The organism is Streptomyces sp. NPDC059499 (assembly GCF_042749285.1).
Taxonomy (GTDB): domain Bacteria; phylum Actinomycetota; class Actinomycetes; order Streptomycetales; family Streptomycetaceae; genus Streptomyces.
The window spans coordinates 263,428-282,639 of record NZ_JBHYTT010000007.1; the positions used below are offsets into that span (position 1 = coordinate 263,428).

The 19,212-nt window shown below is 71.2% G+C and carries 14 protein-coding genes and 1 pseudogene; 10 read left to right on the forward strand and 5 right to left on the reverse strand.

Annotated elements, in window-relative coordinates:
* Positions 1 to 39 precede the first annotated feature (39 nt).
* Positions 40 to 1,197, forward strand: a complete 1,158-nt coding sequence (locus tag ACFW9O_RS19190; RefSeq protein ID WP_384610740.1) for an ROK family protein — start codon at positions 40 to 42, stop codon at positions 1,195 to 1,197.
* Between the two features lie 78 nt (positions 1,198 to 1,275).
* On the opposite strand, the gene ACFW9O_RS19195 is transcribed toward ACFW9O_RS19190, so the two are convergent.
* Together ACFW9O_RS19195 and ACFW9O_RS19200 are read right to left on the reverse strand one after the other, a co-directional pair.
* Positions 1,276 to 2,043, reverse strand: a complete 768-nt coding sequence (locus tag ACFW9O_RS19195; RefSeq protein ID WP_384610741.1) for a GntR family transcriptional regulator — start codon at positions 2,041 to 2,043, stop codon at positions 1,276 to 1,278.
* Between the two features lie 298 nt (positions 2,044 to 2,341).
* Positions 2,342 to 3,226, reverse strand: coding sequence for an RNA polymerase sigma-70 factor (locus tag ACFW9O_RS19200; RefSeq protein ID WP_384610742.1), 885 nt, complete (start codon positions 3,224 to 3,226; stop codon positions 2,342 to 2,344).
* Positions 3,227 to 3,384: 158 nt separating this feature from the next.
* Here ACFW9O_RS19200 and ACFW9O_RS19205 point away from each other — a divergent pair, with 158 nt between their 5' ends.
* A complete protein-coding gene (locus ACFW9O_RS19205; protein WP_384610744.1) occupies positions 3,385 to 4,215 on the forward strand; it encodes an alpha/beta fold hydrolase in 831 nt (276 codons plus the stop codon).
* A 168-nt stretch (positions 4,216 to 4,383) separates the two neighbouring features.
* Here the strand turns inward: ACFW9O_RS19205 and ACFW9O_RS19210 are convergent.
* A pseudogene (locus ACFW9O_RS19210) lies at positions 4,384 to 5,181 on the reverse strand (EamA family transporter); the annotation flags it as partial.
* Between the two features lie 47 nt (positions 5,182 to 5,228).
* Between ACFW9O_RS19210 and ACFW9O_RS19215 the strand changes: the two are divergent.
* From ACFW9O_RS19215 to ACFW9O_RS19235, 5 genes are all read left to right on the forward strand, one after another.
* Positions 5,229 to 6,686: a PLP-dependent aminotransferase family protein gene (locus ACFW9O_RS19215; protein WP_384610746.1), complete on the forward strand. Its 1,458-nt coding sequence runs from the start codon at positions 5,229 to 5,231 to the stop codon at positions 6,684 to 6,686.
* Positions 6,687 to 6,822: 136 nt separating this feature from the next.
* Positions 6,823 to 8,418 carry an alkaline phosphatase D family protein gene (locus ACFW9O_RS19220; RefSeq protein ID WP_384610747.1) on the forward strand — a complete coding sequence of 532 codons (1,596 nt, stop codon included), beginning with the start codon at positions 6,823 to 6,825 and terminating at the stop codon, positions 8,416 to 8,418.
* Between the two features lie 73 nt (positions 8,419 to 8,491).
* On the forward strand, positions 8,492 to 9,919 hold the full coding sequence (locus ACFW9O_RS19225; RefSeq protein WP_384610748.1) for an SWIM zinc finger family protein: 1,428 nt from the start codon (positions 8,492 to 8,494) through the stop codon (positions 9,917 to 9,919).
* Positions 9,916 to 12,576 (forward strand): DUF6493 family protein, encoded by a 2,661-nt coding sequence (locus ACFW9O_RS19230; protein ID WP_384610750.1) that lies wholly within the window; start codon positions 9,916 to 9,918, stop codon positions 12,574 to 12,576. Before ACFW9O_RS19225 ends, ACFW9O_RS19230 begins: the two co-directional genes overlap by 4 nt.
* 135 nt (positions 12,577 to 12,711) lie before the next feature.
* Positions 12,712 to 14,112, forward strand: coding sequence for a GNAT family N-acetyltransferase (locus ACFW9O_RS19235; protein WP_384610837.1), 1,401 nt, complete (start codon positions 12,712 to 12,714; stop codon positions 14,110 to 14,112).
* Here ACFW9O_RS19235 and ACFW9O_RS19240 read toward each other — a convergent pair.
* A complete protein-coding gene (locus ACFW9O_RS19240) occupies positions 14,030 to 15,262 on the reverse strand; it encodes a PLP-dependent transferase (RefSeq protein WP_351168380.1) in 1,233 nt (410 codons plus the stop codon). The genes ACFW9O_RS19235 and ACFW9O_RS19240 overlap by 83 nt on opposite strands.
* 59 nt (positions 15,263 to 15,321) lie before the next feature.
* Between ACFW9O_RS19240 and ACFW9O_RS19245 the strand changes: the two genes are divergently transcribed.
* From ACFW9O_RS19245 to ACFW9O_RS19255, 3 genes are all read left to right on the forward strand, one after another.
* Positions 15,322 to 15,834, forward strand: a complete 513-nt coding sequence (locus ACFW9O_RS19245) for an Lrp/AsnC family transcriptional regulator (protein ID WP_351168382.1) — start codon at positions 15,322 to 15,324, stop codon at positions 15,832 to 15,834.
* Between the two features lie 68 nt (positions 15,835 to 15,902).
* Positions 15,903 to 17,588, forward strand: a complete 1,686-nt coding sequence (locus tag ACFW9O_RS19250) for a DUF885 domain-containing protein (RefSeq protein ID WP_384610752.1) — start codon at positions 15,903 to 15,905, stop codon at positions 17,586 to 17,588.
* Positions 17,589 to 17,802: 214 nt separating this feature from the next.
* On the forward strand, positions 17,803 to 18,696 hold the full coding sequence (locus ACFW9O_RS19255) for an ATP-grasp domain-containing protein (RefSeq protein WP_384610753.1): 894 nt from the start codon (positions 17,803 to 17,805) through the stop codon (positions 18,694 to 18,696).
* Between the two features lie 30 nt (positions 18,697 to 18,726).
* Here ACFW9O_RS19255 and ACFW9O_RS19260 read toward each other — a convergent pair whose 3' ends face one another.
* Positions 18,727 to 19,212 (reverse strand): rhodanese-like domain-containing protein, encoded by a 486-nt coding sequence (locus ACFW9O_RS19260; protein ID WP_384610754.1) that lies wholly within the window; start codon positions 19,210 to 19,212, stop codon positions 18,727 to 18,729.

The window sequence follows — 19,212 nt, forward strand, 5'->3', positions numbered from 1 at the left end:
CGATCCGGCAGACATGCGCGCGACCTGGGAGGACACACCGTGGGCCGGCTGACCGGTGGGGACCCGTCTCTGCTCCGGCGGATCAATTCCGCGGTGGTGCTGCACGCCTTGCGGGGTGCCCAGTCACCCACCCTCACGGACCTGACACGACTCACAGGGCTGTCCCGCCCCACCGTCGAGGGAGTCGTCGAGGGCCTCTTCGAGGCAGGTCTGGTCGTCGAGGCCCTGCCGGACGAGAGTGAGACACGGCGGCAGGGGCGGCCTGCCCGGCGGTTCCGGTTCCGTGCGGAGGCCGGGTACTTGCTGGGTGTCGAGATCGGCGCCCACCGGGTCTCCGCCCTGCTGTCCGGGCTGGACGGAAGGATCGTGGGTGCGGGCTCGCGCGAGGTCTCCGAAACGGCTTGCGCGGATGACAGGATCGATCAGGTCAGGGCCGTGATCGCCGATGTGCTGCGCCGTACCGGGGTCGCGCGGAGCAGCTTGCGCGCGGTCGGGGTGGGCAGCCCCGGCATTGTCGAGGCCGACGGGACCGTACGGCTGGCCACCGCCCTGCCGGACTGGACCGGCCTGGCGCTCGGCGAGAAGCTGCGGCGTTCCTTCCGGTGTCCTGTGCTGGTGGAGAACGACGCCAATGCCGCGGCGGTGGCCGAGCACTGGAAGGGTGCGGCAACCGAGTCCGACGACATCGTCTTCGTTCTCGCCGGCTTGAGCCCCGGGGCGGGTTCGCTGATCGGAGGGCGGCTGCACCGCGGATTCGGCGGGGCTGCCGGCGAGATCGGCGCGCTGCACCTGCTGGGCCGGGATGTCACCCCTGAGCATCTCCTCTCGACGACGGACACTCCGCTGGACCCGCTGGACGAGCACGCCGTGGCCGCCGTCTTCTCGAAGGCCAGGCACGGGGATGCCGGGGCGCAGGCCGCTGTCGAACGGTTCATCCAGCGTCTGGTTCATGACGTCGCGGCCCTGGTACTGGCGCTGGATCCGGAGCTCGTGGTCATCGGCGGCTGGGCCGCAGGACTGGACGGTGTCCTCGACCCGCTCCGGGACGAGCTGGCCCGTTACTGTCTGCGGCCGCCCCGGGTGGCCCTGTCCCTGCTGGGCGAGGCGGCCGTGGCCACGGGCGCCCTGCGGCTCGCGCTGGACCATGTCGAGGAGCAGCTCTTCGCGGTGGAGGCAACGGTGACGGCCCGCCGCTGACTGCGACGGGCCGCACGTTGGGCAGGACACGAGTGCGTGGCCTCGGGTGCCGGGGACAGGAACCTCGGCGCCCTCAGGTCAGGAAGCCTGCCGTTCCTGGTCGTCGTGACTGATCTCCAGCGCCCCTGAGTCCCCGAAGGTCAGGCGGCAGGTGTCCGCCCGGTAGGTGGCGACAGATACGGCCGCTGTACCGGAGGCGGCGAAGTAGCGTGTCGTGACCACGAGAACCGGGGCGCCCGGAAGCCGGTCGAGCTCCTTGGCGTCGTCCGCGCGTGCCGATCCGAGCTCGACCGAGCGGTCCTGACCGTCGAGGCCGAGTCGGTGCAGCTCGCGCAGGACGCTGCGCGCCCGGGTGGGTCCGGACGGCGCTTCGATCGCGGAGAGTTCGGGTACGGACGACGAGGGGACGTACAGGAGCTCCGCCGCCACCGACTGCCCATGGGTGACACGGATGCGGCGCACCACGTGCACAGCTTCCTCGGCGTCGCACCCCAGTACGGCGGCAACCGCGGCAGGAGCAGTCGCGACGGTGCATTCGACGGGCTGCCAGGCCTCGTCCGAGCCCCCGCCCGCCCAGTCGTGCTGCGCGGTAGCGACGGCCACACCGACACGAGGCGGAGCGACGGTCGTGCCGACGCCCCGGCGTCGCTGCAGTCTTCCTTCGAGTTCGAGCTGCTCCAGAGCCTGTCGGAGCGTGGCTCTGGCGACTCCGAAACGCGCCGCGAGGTCACGCTCGTTGGGCAGGATCTCTCCTACCGCAAAGTCCGAGTCGAGTGCCTCACTGAGCACGGTCTTGAGGTGCCAGTACTTCGGCTCCTGTACCGATTCCAGCTGCGTGGTCCCCACCCTGTCCTCCGCATTCGCCCGGCGTCTTTCCGCGACGTTATTTATTAAAGGTCCCTGTCTTAACATGGAGACCTTAGGGCGGCGTACCACCTTGGTCAAGACCAATCCTCACCCCGTAACAGAGCGAAACGGTCCACTGCCGCAGAGCGTTCACAGGACGTTCGCGGAGCCGTGAGCCCCACGCAGCACTGAGCCCCACGGCTGAGGAGGCTCGTGGGGCTCGTGGGGTTCATGGGCTCGCGGGTTCCGAAGCAGGAACGGCGGAGAGAAAGCGGCCGACCATCCGCCGACCGGCCACCTAACTCACGCACAATCCAGAAAGTTTGTCTGGATTGCGAACGATATAGACGCATTGAATGAATCCCTCTTCGACGTCCACCTGGAAAACGGTGTCCACTTTTCCGTCGACGAACAAACCCACGGCCGGACCACCGTTGAGCTCCAGGACCCGCGCCTCCATTTCCACGGCCATGTCCCGCCCGACAGCGAAGAGGAAGCGGCCGACCTTGTCCGCGGTCTCGATGATCCGTCGCGGCGCCTTCGACTTGCCTCCGCTGTCACTGACCAGCCGTACATCGGGCGCCAACAGCGCGAGCAGCCCTTCGATGTCGCCACCCGACGCGGCGGAGAGGAACCGCTCGGTGAGATCACGGCGTACGGCCGGATCCACGTCGTAGCGCGGCTTGCGCTCCTCCACGTGCCGCTTGGCACGTCCGGCGAGCTGGCGAACCGCCGCCTCGGTCCGGTCAAGGGTGATCGCGATCTCGGCGTAGGGAAACCCGAAGGCCTCACGAAGGACGAACACCGCGCGCTCCAGTGGCGAGAGCGACTCCAGGACGACCAGCACGGCGAGGGACACGGAGTCGGCGAGGACCGCCTGTTCCGCGGTGTCGGGGACGGAAGGGCCGAACTCGGTGACGACAGGCTCCGGCAGCCACGGCCCCACGTACGCCTCGCGCCTGGACTGCAGGTGACGCAGCCGGTCGATGGCCAGCCGGGTGGTGACGCGTACGAGGAAGGCCCTCGGCTCCCGCACGTCCTCGCGTCCGGCGGACGACCAGCGGAGCCACGCCTCCTGCACCACGTCCTCGGCGTCGGCGATGCGGCCGAGCATGCGGTAGGCCACCCCGGTGAGGACGGGCCGGCTCTCTTCGAAGACATCGGTCACGGTATCGGCAGTCACTGCCCCATCCCAGCGGACACCTCGGACGCTGTCCAGCAGGAACGACAGGAATCGGACGCACCTATTGAACTACAAGCTACTGGGCGGTAATCATTGCTGACGAGGGGTCCGTCCCCTCATTCCCCGCCCGCCCGGGGCCGGATCACCCGAGGAGCAGCATGGCCACCACGGTCTCGTTCGCAGTCGATTCGGCCGTCGGCCGGCACACCGTGTCCATGGCGTACGAACGAACCGGGTCCGGCGAACCGTTGCTGCTGCTCCACGGCATCGGTCACCACCGTCAGGCCTGGGACCCGGTCGTGCGCATCCTGGCCGCCGAGCGGGACGTCATAGCGGTGGACCTGCCCGGGTTCGGGGACTCACCGGCTCTGCCGGACGGCCTCCCGTACGACCTCGGGACCGTGGTTCCGGTGCTCGCCGCGTTCTGCGAGGCAATCGGGGTGAAGCGTCCGCATGTCGCGGGCAACTCCCTCGGAGGGCTCCTGGCGCTGGAGCTGGGCCGCGAGAAGCTCGTCTCCTCGGTGACGGCGCTGTCCCCGGCCGGGTTCTGGACGGAGGGCGAGCGACGCTACGCCTTCGGGGTGCTGCGCACCATGCGACGCGGCGCCCTGACGATGCCGATGCCCGTGATAGAGCGACTCTCGCGGAGCTCGGCCGGCCGTGCGGCGCTGACCAGCACCATCTACGCACGGCCCGGCCGCCGTTCACCCGATGCCGTCGTGTCGGAGACGGTCGCTCTGCGCGGGGCGACGGGCTTCCACCAGACTCTTGCCGCCGGCCGGGGCCTCGCCTTCACCGACGATGTTCCTGATCTCCCGGTCACCATCGCCTGGGGCAGCCGGGACCGTCTGCTGCTGCGCCGGCAGGGAATCCGGGCCAAGGGCCTCATCCCCGGTGCCCGGCTCGTACAGCTCCCCGACTGCGGTCATGTTCCGATGAACGACGACCCCGCCCCCGTGGCGCGCGTCATCCTCGACACGAGCCGCTGAACGCCCGAGACGCAGTGCCGCGGCCCCGGTCCCGTTACGGCCGGCACCGCTCGTGGCGGAGGCCGGCCTCCTGGCCGCAGGAAGACGGCGCCTCAGGACGCCGGAGCCGAGGGCCACACCCGCGCCCACCAGGAGGCTGCCCGCACCCTGCGCGATGCCGTACGCCCCCGCACCGACGACAGGCGCGGTGAGCGCGGCCGAGACCGGGATCAGCCCGGAGAAGAGCGTCGCGCGCTCGGCACCGATGCGCCGCATGCCGCTGTACCAGCAGACGAATCCGATCACTGTGACGACGGCCGCCTGCCACAGCAGGGCCAGTGCCTCCTCCACAGTGGGCGCCCGTACGAACCCCGTTCCGTCCAGCAGTAAGCCCAGCAGCGCCGATTCCACGGCGGCGACGCCACAGACGGTCGCCGACAGCAGCTTCGGGCCCAGCGGACGCAGCACCGGCACGGCCAGTACGGCGAAGCCGACCTCACCGGCGAGCGCGCCCGTCGAACAGAGGATGCCCGCCAGGTCGGTCCGGCCCCAGCCCTGGACGGTGAACGCTCCTGCCGCGACGAAGCCGGCCGCGTACAGGACGGTCCGGGAGGGGCGGCGGCCTTCCAGCGCGGGGACCATGACGCCCACGACGATGGGCGCGCAGCCCACGAACACGCCCGGAACAGCCGGCTCCGCCGAGCGTTCGGCGGCCAGCACCGCCAGGTTGAAGCCGACCATGCCGATGGCCGCGAGGGCCGCGAGGCGGGCCCACTGTCGGCGGGTGAGGGTACGCAGAGGGGCGAGCCCTGACGTGCCGCGGCTGCGCAGGAGCGGGAGCAGTAACAGTGCGGCAAGGCCGTACCTCAGTGCCTGCCCGCCCGCGTACGGGTAGTCGCCCAGGAGGCTGTTCGCGGTGAAGGAGGCGCCGACCAGAGTGCAGGCGAAAGCAGCGAGAAGGGCGCCGCGCAGTTCGGTAGCGTTCATGGAACCGACGCTAGGTTCCTGCACGGTCCGGTTTAAGGTCCACTTCCATGACGTCTTCGGAGACCAATCCGCGACCCGGCCCGGGCGTTCAGGAAGAGCGGCCCATCGCCTCTGCCGCCTGGGAGCTGTTGATCCCCGCGGTCTCCGCGCCCGCCCGTCAGCGCGGGCGTGCGCTGCAGTCGGCATTGCGCGAGGCCGTGCGTTCGGGTCGGCTCGCGGCGGGGACCAGGCTTCCCGCCAGCCGTGAACTCGCCGCCGACCTCGGGGTGTCACGCGGTCTGGTGACGGAGGCGTACGAGCAGCTGACGGCGGAGAGTTATCTGCGGAGCGGCCGAGGCGCGGGCACCTGGGTGAGCGGTGGGGTGCGGCCGGCTGTCCACGGGGCGCGTGACCTGGCGCCGCGTGCGCCGGGCGTACGGGTGGACTTCCGCCCGGGCACCCCCGATCTCTCCCTCTTCCCGCGGAGCGCCTGGGGCGCCGCCCACCGCGCGGTCCTCGGCCGGCTGCCGCACAGCGCTCTCGGCTACCCGGACCCGCGCGGTCTTCCGGAGCTGCGCGAGGCTTTGGCCGCCCTGCTGACGCGGCGTCGCGGGGTGGTGGCCGATCCCGAGCGGCTTGTGGTGTGTTCGGGCGTGGCGCAGGCGACGACGCTGCTCGGCTTCGTGCTGCGGGGGCGCGGCGCTGCCGCGGTCGGCGTCGAGGACCCGGGAAGCCCGGAGCACGCGACGCTGTTCGCCTCGGCCGGGCTCGGGACGGTCCCGTTGCCGCTGGACGGCGAGGGACTGGCCGTGGCCCCGCTTCTGCGCTCCGGCGTGCGCGCTCTCGTGACGACCCCGGCGCATCAGTTCCCCACCGGGATCGCCTACTCGGCCGAGCGCCGCAGCAGGCTCCTCGACTGGGCCCGCAGCTCCTCGGCCGTGATCATGGAGGATGACTACGACGGCGATTTCCGCTACGACAGGGCGCCTGTCGGGGCTCTCCAGGGACTGGACCCGGAGCATGTCGTGTACACGGGCTCGGTGAGCAAGTCGCTGGCGCCGGGACTGCGGCTGGGCTGGCTGATCGCCCCCGCGTCGATGACCGACGAGATCGTCGACCGCAAGCGCACCATGGACCTCGGCAATCCCGCCATCGACCAGGCCGTCCTCGCGGACTTCGTCACCCGGGGCGGCTACGACCGTCATCTGCGCCGCTGCCAGCGCGCCTACCGGGAACGCCGGGACGCCATGACCGCTGCGCTGGCGGAGCACTTTCCCGGGACGGAGGTCAGCGGGATCGCCGCGGGGCTGCACATCATCGCCCGTCTGCCCGAACGCTTCGGCCCCCGGACGGACGTCCTGGTCCGGGCGGCGGCAGCCGGGATCGCCCTGCGCCCGTTGAGCGACTACGGAACGGCTGACGCCGAGGACCCCGCGGTCCGTCTGGTGCTCGGCTACGCGCATCTGGCCCCGGCCGACATCGCGCACGGGATCCGTCTGCTGGCCCAAGGGCTCACGGCGTCCTAGGGAAGGAACAGGCCGCCTGTTCATCTGGGGTTGGCGTTCCGGCTGCCGCCGGGCACTAGGCATGAGTCGGCAACCAGCCATGCGTGCGCCGCCGTTCCGGCAGGCCGTCCGCCCCGTCGCCCCTGGAGGCATCCCGATGTCGAACCGTCCTCGCATACCGGCCCCGGGCCGTCGCACCGTGCTGCGCGGCTCGCTGCTCGCCTCGGCCGCCGCCGCCGTTCCCACCACCCTGGCCGCCGCTCCGGCCTTCGCGCTCTCCGGCAGGCCGAGCGCGGCATGGGGTGTGCAGGTGGGCGATGTGACTGCGTCGTCGGCGCTGGTATGGGTGCGTTCGGACCGTCCGGCCCGGATGCTGGTCGAGACGTCGGCCACCGAGTCGTTCCGCAGGGCACGCAGATGGCACGGCCCGCTGATCGGGGCGCGCACGGACTTCACGGGCACGACCCCCCTGTACGGGCTGCCCGCCGGCGAGCAGGTGCACTACCGGGTGACGCTCGCGGACCCTCACGACCCGCGCCGCACGGGCAAGCCGGTGTACGGAACCTTCCGCACCGCCCCCGCCAGGCGCCGTGAGGGGGTGCGCTTCCTGTGGTCCGGCGACATCGCGGGCCAGGGCTGGGGCATCAACCCCGACATCGGCGGCTACGTGGTGTACGACGAGATGCGGCGCCTCGACCCGGACTTCTTCCTGTGCAGCGGCGACAACATCTACGCGGACGGCGTGCTCGAACCGAGCGTGGCGCTGCCCGACGGCCGGACCTGGCGCAACATCACGACCAAGGAGAAGTCCAAGGTCGCCGAGACCCTCGACGAGTACCGCGGCAACTTCCGGTACAACCTGCTGGACGACAACCTGCGCGCGTTCAACGCACAGGTTCCCTCCGTCATCCAGTGGGACGACCACGAGGTCCGGAACAACTGGTATCCCGGCCAGATCCTCGACGACGTGCGCTACACCGAGAAGAACGTCGATCTCCTGGCGGCTCGCTCGACGCGGGCGTTCCGCGAATACTTCCCGGCGTCGGGCCTGCACGGCTCCTCCGCGCACGGTGCGTCCCGGGAGGGGCGCATGCACCGCGTCGTACGGCACGGTCCGCTGCTCGATGTGTTCGTCCTGGACATGCGGTCCTTCCGTAACGCCAACTCCCCCGGCCGGCAGCCCGACGACACCACCGGCATCCTCGGCGCCGAGCAGCTGAGCTGGCTCAAGCGCGAGCTCTCGCAGTCGCGCGCGGTGTGGAAGGTGATCGCCGCGGACATGCCGCTGGGCCTGGTCGTCCCCGACGGGGCCACCGACTTCGAGGCAGTCGCCCAGGGTGATCCCGGCGCACCGCTGGGACGTGAGCTGCAGATCGCCGAACTGCTGCGGTACATCAAGCACCGGCGGATCACGGGCACTCTCTGGCTGACCGCCGATGTGCACTACACCAGCGCCCAGCACTACTCACCCGAGCGTGCGGCGTTCAAGGACTTCGCGCCCTTCTGGGAGTTCGTCTCGGGTCCGCTGGCCGCAGGCGGCTTCCCCGCCAACGCACTCGACGGCACGTTCGGTCCCGAGCGGGTCTTCGTCCGGGCACCGGACCGGGCGAACGTGTCGCCCATGGAGTCCCCGCAGTACTTCGGCGAGGTCGATATCGACGGTGGCAGCGGGGAACTGACAGTGCGGCTGCGAGCGCAGGGCGGCACGGTTCTGTTCACCAAGGTGCTGCAGCCCGGACGTACGGGGCAGTGAGCGGGCGTCGTTGAGAACCGGTCCCGGGCTCGCGTCCGGGGCCGTTGTCAGTGGTGGGTCCTACGGTTTTCCCATGACCCGAACCGTTCAGGCCTTGGCCTACTCACGCCCGTCCGTCCTGGAGTCCTCGCAGGCCGGGCGGTTGCTCGGACTGGAGACCGCCGGCGGTATTACGCCGCGCGGCGCCGAGGCCCACCCCCGGTTCTTCTCCGGGTTCCTCACTTCGCCGAGGATCGCCGCGCGGGGGCTCCTGGCCGTGGCCGATGTGGCGTCCGCCCGCTACTACCAGCGGATGCTGCCGTCGTCCCTCGATCCGGTGGTCACGGGCAACGGCGACCGGCTGCGCTTCGAGTCGTTCTCCGGCTGCTGCGGGGTGTACGCGCGTCTTGATGTGCTGCAGGAGGGCCTCGACGGGGCCGAGACGGGGCACGGGACGACGAACGTGGACGTCAACCACCCCTTGCGTGAGGCGCTGTCGCGGATAACCGCGGACGATCCGCTGCATCTGCGGGTCGGGCCCGACGAGATGGCGGTCACCACCATGGACGGCCCCGTGGTGGAGAAGAAGGTGCCGCTGCCGGGCCGCTGGCTGCGCGGTTTCGCCGAGGCCCAGGTGGTGTCCGCCGGATTCGATCTGCGGGCCGAGCTTCCGGCGGCGGAGGCTGTCCGGTTCCTCCGTTCGCTGCCGCGCTCCTCGGGAAACGCCTCGCGGGGAGCCCAGTGGGTCGTGCCCGCCGGGAAGAGCCTGCGGCCGACGACCCGCCCCGTCGCGGGCGCGGTCTGCCTGCCGGGTCCGGAGCGACTGGTGGCGCTGCAGCGTGTGTTGCGGCATGCGACGGCTCTGCGGATCTACGGTCCGGTGGCCGACGGCGCGGCGACGGCGAGTGCCTGGGAGGTGGTGCTGCCGGGAATGCGGCTGACACTGACCCTGTCGCCCGACGCGTCACGTGGATTCTCCGGTGAGGGAGGAGTGCTGGAGGCGCTGGCGACGGACGATGCCGCGGCGGATGCCGAGCTGGTGTCCGTACTGCTGGCCTGGGAGCCCAGCATCGACCCTGCCGATCTGGCCGAGCGGTCGGGGCTGACGGTGGAACGGATCCGGGCGGCCCTCACCCGGTTGGGTACGGCCGGGCGCGTGGGGTACGACCTCGCGAACGCCTCATACTTCCACCGGGAGCTTCCCTACGACGCGCGCCGGGCCGAGCGGCACAATCCACGTCTGGTCGCCGCACGGCAGCTGGCCGGTTCGGGAGCGGTCGTCGTCGACGGTGAGCTGGCGGCCGTCTCCTCCGGTGAACGCCGCTACCAGGTGCGGGAGAGGGACGGAGTGCTGAGCTGTACCTGCCAGTGGTGGGCGGACTACCGAGGACGCCGCGGCCCCTGCAAGCACGCCCTGGCGGTCCGTATGGTCCGCCGCGGTGCCACGGTTGCCCACGGCGCCTCGGTCGTCGGAGGCGCCTCGGTCGTCGGAGGCGCCTCGGTCGTCGGCGGTGTGCGATGAAGGAGCTCCTCGCCGCCGTCCGGGAAGGCCGCAAGCAGGATGTGCCCGCACTGGTGGCCGGACTCGACCGCGCGGGACGCAGGGAGGCCCTGGCCGAGTTGAAGTCCCTGCGCAAGGAGTCCCGAGGCTGGGACTGGCAGCAGCGGGCAGCCGTCCAGAACACCCTGCTGGTCGCGGGCGCGGGGTGTCACACGGGCGCAGCCGCCTGCGCGGCCTGGATCGGCGGCAGGGATCTGCGCGACTGGTCGAGCACTCCGTACCCCTTGGTCCTGAAGGTCCTCGCGGACCGTGATCCGGCCTGGCTCGCCGACCTCGCCCATCGGCTGGCGGCACGTCCGTCGATGGCCTCGACGGACGCCGACTACCGGTTCGTCGCCGAACTGGTGCGCATCGCGCAGTGCCCGATGCCGGTCACCGACACCATCGTGGAGGCCTGGCTGTCGTACGTCGGCTCCAGCAGGTGGCACGGCGACAGACGGACCCCCCTGATCGAGGTCCTGCGCGCCGACCCGCACCTCACGGAGTTGGTGCCGAGGCTGTTCGAGGGGGCCGAGCCGCCGTCCGCTCTGTACTGGTACGACGATCCCGACTCCGGCGATCACTGGCCGCACGCCCTGGCGACGCTGGCCGCCGAAGGGATGCTTGACCGGGCCGTGCTGGTCGACGGGGCCGTGAAACGGCTGCTGCGCGGGGGGAAGCCGGGGAGTCTGAGGTTCTACCTCGCCGTGGTGCGTGCGCTCGGCCTGACCGAGGAGGAGGAGACTGCGCGTCTCCCGGACTGGTCGGGGATGGCCGGGGACGGCATCGCGATCGTCGCGGGCCATGCGCAGGAGGTGCTGTCCCGGCTGGACGCCCGCGGGGAGCTGACCACGCGTGTGCTCGCCGAGGTCTCGGGCTCGGTGCTGTTCCGCACGGAGAAGAAGCTGGTGCGGAACCAGTTGACGCTGATCGGCAAGGTGCTGCGCAGGGACGCGTCCACCGCCGATGAACTGCTTCCGGTCGTCGCCGAGGCGTTCGGGCACGAGGACATGGACATCCAGGAGCGGGCCCTGAAACTGACCACACGTCACCTCCGTTCGGCGGGTGAAGCCGTGCGTGAGGATCTCGCCGTTGCCGCGGCCCAGCTGGGACCGATGCACCGGGCCGCCGCCCACGAGGTGTTCGGGGACCTGCTGGACGAGGGGACCGCCGAGGAGGCCTACGAGGAGACTCTGCCCCCGGCCCCCGCCGCGCGCCTCATCGAACCGTCCCCGGAGACGGTGGCCGAGCTCGTCGAAGAGGTCGCCGCCCTGGTCAACTCCGGTTCGCGGGATGTCAGTTCGTTCGAGCGTGCCCTCGACGGGCTGATCCGTCACGCCCGGACCGACCGTACGGCGCTGACGGAGGCACTGCGCGAGGCGATGGCCGGACAATGGTGGCTCGATGACCTTCGGCAGGAGCAGGTGGACCGGTGGTTCACAAGAGGTCCAGGCGGTCTCGATCTTGTCGCGGCAGCGCTGCTCGGCCGGATCCCGTTCCGGTCCGTCCACGACGGCCGCAACCGTTGGAGGGCAGCCGGTACCTGCCCGCATGCCGTGCTGGACGGGGTGATGCACGCGAGGCTCCGGGAGGCGGCCGACCTCGCGACGACGGGGAGGGTGCCGTTCCTGCTGGCCACGCCGACCTGGCACACCGGTTCGCTGGACCCCGACGAGCTCATGGAGCGGCTGCGTGCCTACCGCCGGCTCGGCGTCCTGCCGGGGCCCGTCGACTTCGCGCAGGCGCTGCTTCGCGTGCGAAGGACCGGCAGCCTGCGGGCAGCGGCCGACGCCGCCCTGCTCGGCACGACGGAGGGCGACCGGCTCGCCTCGTGGCTGCGGGCGGACACACCGGTCGCGCCCGTACTGCGGCACGGGTCCGACAGCGACCGTCCGACCTCCGGAACCTGGTGGCAGCGCTCCGCCACCGGGACCCGGCGGGTGCTGCTCGCCACGAAGGAACGCCTGGACATCCAGCAGGAGTTCCCACCCGCGTTCCACTGGCTGGGCCGTCCGCACCACCCTGATCAGAGCCCCTGTTACCACTGGGACGCCGCCCGCTCGGAGCACTGGCTCGCGGCCCTCCCCGAGGACGGCGAGGCCCTCGCGGCCTGGCTGATACCCACCCTCATGCACGGTGCGGACGACGGTCCGGACGGTGGGGCGTGGGTCCTGCCGGGACTCGCCGAGGCGGGTGGCCCTGCCGCCGACGCCATTCATCTCGCCCTGGCGTACGGGCTGGGGGCTCGCCGTCCGGAGGACCGCCTGTCTGCGGTGGACGCCCTCCTCGTCCTCGCCTCCCAAGGGCGCCTGGACGCGGGGCTGCTCGGGCGGGAGCTCGCCATTCTCGTCGACCACGATCTCGTGAAGCCGAACCGGCTCGCGGACTCGTCCCGTACGGCAGCTGCCACCGGTGCGTACCGGACGGTCCTTTCGGTGCTGACGGCAGCGCTGCCGAGTCTGCTGGCCTACGAGAAGGCGCCCCACGGGCTGGGCGACGTCCTGGCCGTGGCTGCCGCGTGCGCGGAACGCTGCGGACCGGTGGCCCCGGAGCCGATCGCCGGCCTCGCCGCGACGGCCGGCCGACGGGGCTCCTCGCAGCTGGTGCGGCAGGCCGCCCGGCTGCTGGCGGCGTCCTGACCCGCGTACGAGGGGGTGCCGTCGACGGAGACAGCCTAAAGGTGTTGATTGGAGCCAGATCCACACGTAACCCATCAGTCACAATGCGTTCGTGATCAGGCAACACCGTTCGGTCACAGTGAAGACATGACTGATGTGACATCCGCAAAGAGTGCCCGCCGCCCCCACCACTGGCGGCGGGACCTGATCGAGCTGGCCGCCCTCTTCACGGCGGTTGCGGTGGCCGACGCGATCGCCAATCTGATCGGGCACACCCCGGACGGCCCGTACCTGCTGGTCGCCTCGGCCGTGGCTCTCGCGGCCACGGCCGCGTTCCACACATGGTGGGCACGACGCCACAGCCACGCCCCGCCGCCGCCGGACAGCGATACGGACACGGGCGGTGCGGACAGCGCGCTCACGTCCTCCGGCATGGAGGCGGACGTGGAGACTGTGCTGTGGCGGATGCGGACGACGGTGCGGGACACCCCCGGCACCCTCGCCGCCCTCTGCATCGCTCTCGCCCGGCACCGGATCGACATCCTCACGCTGCAGACGCACCCGCTGGCCGAGGGCACCGTCGACGAGTTCCTGCTGCGGGCTCCCGCGTCGCTGCCGGCTCAGCAGCTCACCCGGGAGATCTCCGCCGCGGGTGGTTCCGCCACCTGGATCGAGCGCGCTGACGCCCACGATCTGGTGGATGCGCCCACCAGGGTTCTCGGCCTCGCGACCCGCACCGCTCTGGACGCGGCGGAACTCCCTCTCGCGCTGCGCCAGCTGCTCGGCCGTTGCACCATCCATTCGCTGCCGGCCCTGACGATCACCGGACGGCCCACCGGGGAGAGTGCTCCCGTGGAGGGAGTGCTGGAGGAGACCGTGATGAGGCTCCGCGATCCCTCCGGCGGCGTCATCACCGTCGAGCGGCCCTATCTTCCGTTCACCCCGACCGAATTCGCCCGGGCCCGCGCCCTGGTGGAGCTCGATGCCCGCCTCGGGCCTCGCGTACCGCGCAGCGAGGACGTCCTCACCCTTCCCGAGGGCAACGAGATCACGGTGCGGCGCGCGGACCGCGGCGATCTCGCCGCCGCCCGCGCCATGCACGACCGCTGCTCCGACCACACCCTCGGGCTGCGTTACCACGGCCCGGTGCGTGACGCCGACCGCTATCTCGACCACCTGCTGAGCCCGCGTTTCGGCCGCACGCTCGCCGTTCAGACTGCTTCCGGGCGACTGGTCGCGCTCGGCCATCTGCTCTGGGACGGCGACGAGACCGAGGTCGCACTGATGGTCGAGGACGACTGGCAGCGCAGGGGCATCGGTTCCGAACTCCTGGGCCGGCTGGTGGCCTTGGCCGTGGAGGCGGGCTGCGAGAGCGTGTACGCCGTCACCCAGGCGCACAACACGGGCATGGTCGCCGCCATGCGTGCGCTCTCGCTGCCCCTCGACTACCAGATCGAAGAGGGAACCCTCGTCATCACAGCCCGGCTGGATGCGACTCCAGGCCTGCCGGCCGCCCCGCACGGGCAGTCCGAGCAGACACCGCAGGCCCGTCGCTGAGCGCCTGACACAGATCGGCCCAGAGGTCCTCGACGTCCTCCAGGCCGACGGACATCCGCAGCAGCCGGTCGCCTACGCCCGCGGCCTGCCGGTCTCCCTCATCCACGATGCGGTGGCTGATGGAGGCCGGATGCTGGATCAGGGTGTCGACGCTGCCGAGACTCACGGCGGGCGTGATGAGCCCGACTCCCGCGATCACGCGGTGCGGATCCCCGTACACCTCGAAGGAGACCATCGCCCCGCCCAGCTTCGGGTAGTGGACCCGCGCGATGCGGGGGTCGGCGGAGAGCCGGCGGGTGAGTTCGGCGGCGCTCGCCGACGCGGCCCTGACCCGCACCGACAGGGTGGACAGGCCGCGCAGCAGCAGATAACCGGCCAGCGGATGCAGCACACCACCGGTGGCGAACCTCACCTGCCGGAGCTTCGCCGCGAACTCCTCGTCGCACGCCACGACCCCGCCCATGACGTCGCCGTGGCCGCCGAGGTACTTGGTCGCGCTGTGCAGCACGACCCGGGCACCGTGCTCGACCGGACGCTGCAGTACGGGGGTCGCGAAGGTGTTGTCGACGAGCAGCGGCACCGAACCGCAGGAGTGCGCCACCGCCCGGATGTCGATCTCGGCCAGCGTGGGATTGGCCGGAGTCTCGACCATCACCAGCCCGGTGTCCGGGCGGATCGCCTCGGCGATGCCCGCCGGATCGGTCCAGGTCACCTCGGTCCCGAGCAGCCCGGCGCCGAGGAGGTGGTCACTGCATCCGTACAACGGCCGGACGGCGACGACATGGCGCAGCCCCATGCTCGCGCGGGCCAGCAGCACGGCGGTGAGCGCCGCCATTCCGCTGGCGAAGGCCACCGCGCTCTCGGTCCCCTCCAGACGGGCCAGTGCCGTCTCGAAGCGGGCGGTCGTCGGATTGTCGAGCCGGGCGTAGACGGGCGGCCCGTCCGGCCTGGCTCCGGTGGCGGCGAAGGCATCGATCCGTTCGGCCTCACCCCGTGAGTCGTACGAGGGGTAGGTGGTGGACAGATCGATGGGCGCGGCGTGCAGTCCGAGAGAGGCGAGATCGTCGCGTCCGGCGTGCACGGCTTCGGTGGCGAGCGCCCTGGACCGGAGGGGGGCCGGGGATGTCAGCGAGGAGGCTTCGGTGTCCATGCCAGTACTCTGAACACTGAGCGGCCGATCAGTCGAAAATCCCGTGTTACGTTCGCCCAATGGCTGAATCTGTCGCTCTGGACCCGGTGGATCTGCACATTCTGCGACTGCTGCAGAACGATGCACGGATGACGTACCGGGAGCTGGCCGCCGAAGTCGGGGTGGCGCCGTCCACCTGCCTGGACAGGGTGGCACGGCTGCGCCGCTCCGGTGTCATTCTCGGGCACCAGCTGCGGCTCGATCCGGCCCGGCTCGGGCGGGGCCTCGAGGCACTGCTCCTGGTGCAGGTCCGGCCGCACCGCAGGGAACTCATCGGACCGTTCGTCGAGCGGATCCGCGCACTGCCCGAATCCCGCGCGCTCTTCCACCTCACCGGGCCCGACGACTATCTCGTCCATGTGGCCGTCGCCGGCACAGCGGACCTGCAGCGCCTGGTCCTGGACGAGTTCACCTCGCAACGTGAGGTGGCGCGGGTGGAGACGCGGCTGATCTTCCAGCAATGGGAGTGCGGTCCGCTGCTGCCGCCCACCGCGGGCCCCAACGAGACGCACTCCGACTCCACAACGCCGTAAAGGATCTCCACCGGGACCTAGGTCCTATCCGGGTGACGCGGAGCCCTTCGCCGTATGAGGATGTCCACATGCCAGACACATCGAGCAGCACGCTGCCGCGCCAGGTCGCCGACGCCTACGTCGACGCGTTCATCGAACTCGACCCGATCACCGGTACCTACCTCGGTGTCGCGGAAAGCTCTCGCCGGCTGCCCGATTTCTCTCCGGCCGGCCAGGAAGCCGCTGCCGAGCTGATCCGCCGCACCCTGGCGGAGCTCGACACCGCCGAGCGGGCGCCGGGCGCGGACACCGACGCCGAGCAGCGCTGCGCGCGGCTGCTGCGCGAGCGGCTGACGGCCGAACTCGCCATCCACGAGACCGAGGAGGGCCTGCGGGCCGTCTCCAACATCCACTCCCCGGCGCACAGCCTGCGCGACGTCTTCACGGCGACGCCGACCACGACGGACGAGGACTGGGCGGCGGTCGTGGACCGACTGCTCGCGGTCCCGGCGGCGTTGGAGGGGTACCGGGCCTCGCTCGCGCTCGGTCTCGATCGCAAGCTGTACGCGGGCCCGCGCCCCACGGCCACCTTCATCGAGCAGCTGGGTACCTGGGCCGGAGAGGGCGGCACCGGGTTCTTCCAGGACTTCGTGGCCCCGGGACCGGAGTCGCTGCGCGCGGAGCTGGACGACGCCGCACGCCGGGCGACCGAGGGGCTCCTCGCGCTGCGCGGGTGGCTGAGGGAGGTCTACGCGCCCGCGATCGAGGGTGCCCCCGACACGGTCGGCCGTGAGCGCTACGCACGTTGGGCACGCCAGTACAACGGCACGGACCTTGATCTCGACGAGGCGTACGCGTACGGCTGGTCCGAATACCACCGGCTGCTGGCCGAGATGAGGACCGAGGCCGACAAGATTCTTCCGGGCGCCGGCCCCTGGGAGGCTCTCGCCCATCTCGATGTGCACGGCAAGCACATCGAGGGCGTGGACGAGGTCCGTGTGTGGCTGCAGGAGCTGATGGACGAAGCCATCGACGCGCTCGACGGAACCCACTTCGAACTCGCCGAGCGGGTACGGAAGGTGGAGTCGCGGATCGCTCCGGCGGGAGGTGCCGCCGCTCCGTACTACACAGGTCCTTCAGAGGACTTCTCCCGGCCCGGCCGCACGTGGCTGCCCACCATGGGCGAGACACGTTTCCCCGTGTACGACCTGGTGTCCACCTGGTACCACGAGGGAGTACCGGGCCACCATCTGCAGATCGCCCAGTGGACCCACGTCGCCGACAGCCTTTCCCGCTACCAGGCGTCGATCGGCCATGTCAGTGCCAACGCCGAGGGCTGGGCGCTGTATGCGGAGCGGCTGATGGACGAGCTGGGTTTCCTGCCCGACGCCGAGCGGCGGCTCGGTTACCTGGACGCGCAGATGATGCGCGCCTGCCGGGTGATCGTGGACATCGGCATGCACCTGGAGCTGGAGATCCCCGCGGACTCGCCGTTCCACCCGGGCGAGCGGTGGACGCCGGAGCTGGCCCAGGAGTTCTTCGGCAGCCACAGCGGCCGGCCTGCCGACTTCGTGGAGAGCGAGCTGACCCGCTATCTGTCGATGCCGGGGCAGGCCATCGGCTACAAGCTGGGCGAGCGCGCCTGGCTGCTGGGCCGGGAGAACGCACGCAAGGCGCACGGGGACGCGTTCGACCTCAAGGCGTGGCACATGGCGGCTCTCTCGCAGGGTTCGCTCGGCCTGGACGATCTGGTGGACGAGCTGTCCAGGATCTGACGCCGGACCGAACGTCGGGGATCCGATCCGCGACCGGTTCCGCGATCCGATCCGCGACCGGTTCCGCGGTCGGATCAGCGACCGGTTCCGCGTTCCGATCCGCGCGGCCGACGGGGCCGGTGGAACCACGGCCCTGTCCGTTCGCGGCGCGTGCCCCGGCGCGCCCTTCCGTATCCGCCCGAGTCCCGAGCGAGAGCTCAAGAACGGTTTCCGCATGACGCCGACCGGTTTCCTGTTCTGCTCCGACCCCCTGCGCCCCGGACGCCCGGACCCTCAGTTCGCCCAGGAGGCTGCCGCTGCCCGCAGGGCGGGTGCGCGGATCGCCCTGGTCGATCACGACGCGCTGCTCGCCGGGGACCCGGAAGCGTCCGTCGGCCGGGTCCGGCGGGACTCGGGGGCGTACTGGTACCGCGGCTGGATGATTCCGCCGGAGCGGTACGAGGAGCTGGAGGGGGCGCTGGCAGGGCGCGGCTGCTCGCTCCTCACGGACGCCGCCGCGTACCGCACCGCGCATGAACTGCCCGGCTGGTACGGGGTGTTCGCCGGCCTCACACCGCACAGCGTCTGGTGCGCGCTGGCCTCCGACGCCGCCGCCGGTGCCGGAACGGCGTTCTGGGCACGTCTCGCCGGACCGCTCGGCTCCGGGGCGGGCATCGTCAAGGACTTCGTGAAGTCCCGCAAGCACGAGTGGGACGAGGCCTGTTACGTACCGGCGCTGGCGGACGCCCCTCGGCTCGCCTCGGTCGTCGGCCGGTTCGTCGAGCTGCAGGGCGACTTCCTGGCCGGTGGTGTGGTGCTGCGTGCCTACGAGTCGTTCGTTCCGGGCGGCGAGGCCCGGGTGTGGTGGGTGGACGGTGAGGCGGTGCTGGTGACCGCCCACCCCGACACGCCCGCCCAGGTGCCCTCACCCGGGCTCGATGCCGTCGGTGAGGCGGTACGTGGCCTCGGCTGCCGTTGGGTGACGACGGACATGGCCCTGCGCGACGACGGGGTGTGGCGGGTGGTGGAGGTCGGCGACGGTCAGGTCAGCGGACTGCCTGCCGGCCACGACGGGGAGGCAGTGTTCGCTGCCCTGCTCGACGCCGCGGGCACTTCTCACGGGCGCTGACCCGCCGGCAGGGACTCGGGAGGGCGGTGGTCAGCAACCGCAGTCGTCGGCACCCGCCGGCGCGGTGAGCGGGTCGGCGGTGCGCCGTTCCAGGCCCTGCCAGGACTCGAACTCGAAGCCCTCGCGCGCCCAGTACTCGAATCCGCCGAGCATCTCCTTGACCTGGTAACCGAGTTCGGCGAGGGCCAGGGCGGCGCGGGCGGCACCGTTGCAGCCGGGCCCCCAGCAGTAGGTGACCACCGGTACCGCCGGGTCGAGGAGTTCTTGTGCCTGCTCCGCCACGAGTGCGGTGGGCAGGTGTACCGCGCCGGGAATGTGTCCCTGGTCCCAGGACGCGGTGGACCGGGAGTCCAGCACGACGAAGCCCGGGTCGCCGCCCGCCGCCAGTGCCGCCGCCACGTCGGAGACGTCGGCGTGGAAGGCCAGCGAGGCACCGAAGTACGCGGCAGCCTGCGCGGGGGAGGCCGGGGCGACGCGCAGGACGGGGTTGTCTGTGGTGGTGAGCTGTGAGGTCAT

Coding starts and splice junctions, on each gene's coding strand:
- ACFW9O_RS19260 (WP_384610754.1), bottom strand. CDS start 19,212: ATGACCTCACAGCTCACCACCACAGACAACCCCGTCCTGCGCGTCGCC.
- ACFW9O_RS19240 (WP_351168380.1), bottom strand. CDS start 15,262: ATGGACACCGAAGCCTCCTCGCTGACATCCCCGGCCCCCCTCCGGTCC.
- ACFW9O_RS19250 (WP_384610752.1), top strand. CDS start 15,903: ATGCCAGACACATCGAGCAGCACGCTGCCGCGCCAGGTCGCCGACGCC.
- ACFW9O_RS19215 (WP_384610746.1), top strand. CDS start 5,229: ATGACGTCTTCGGAGACCAATCCGCGACCCGGCCCGGGCGTTCAGGAA.
- ACFW9O_RS19220 (WP_384610747.1), top strand. CDS start 6,823: ATGTCGAACCGTCCTCGCATACCGGCCCCGGGCCGTCGCACCGTGCTG.
- ACFW9O_RS19225 (WP_384610748.1), top strand. CDS start 8,492: ATGACCCGAACCGTTCAGGCCTTGGCCTACTCACGCCCGTCCGTCCTG.
- ACFW9O_RS19230 (WP_384610750.1), top strand. CDS start 9,916: ATGAAGGAGCTCCTCGCCGCCGTCCGGGAAGGCCGCAAGCAGGATGTG.
- ACFW9O_RS19255 (WP_384610753.1), top strand. CDS start 17,803: ATGACGCCGACCGGTTTCCTGTTCTGCTCCGACCCCCTGCGCCCCGGA.
- ACFW9O_RS19205 (WP_384610744.1), top strand. CDS start 3,385: ATGGCCACCACGGTCTCGTTCGCAGTCGATTCGGCCGTCGGCCGGCAC.
- ACFW9O_RS19245 (WP_351168382.1), top strand. CDS start 15,322: ATGGCTGAATCTGTCGCTCTGGACCCGGTGGATCTGCACATTCTGCGA.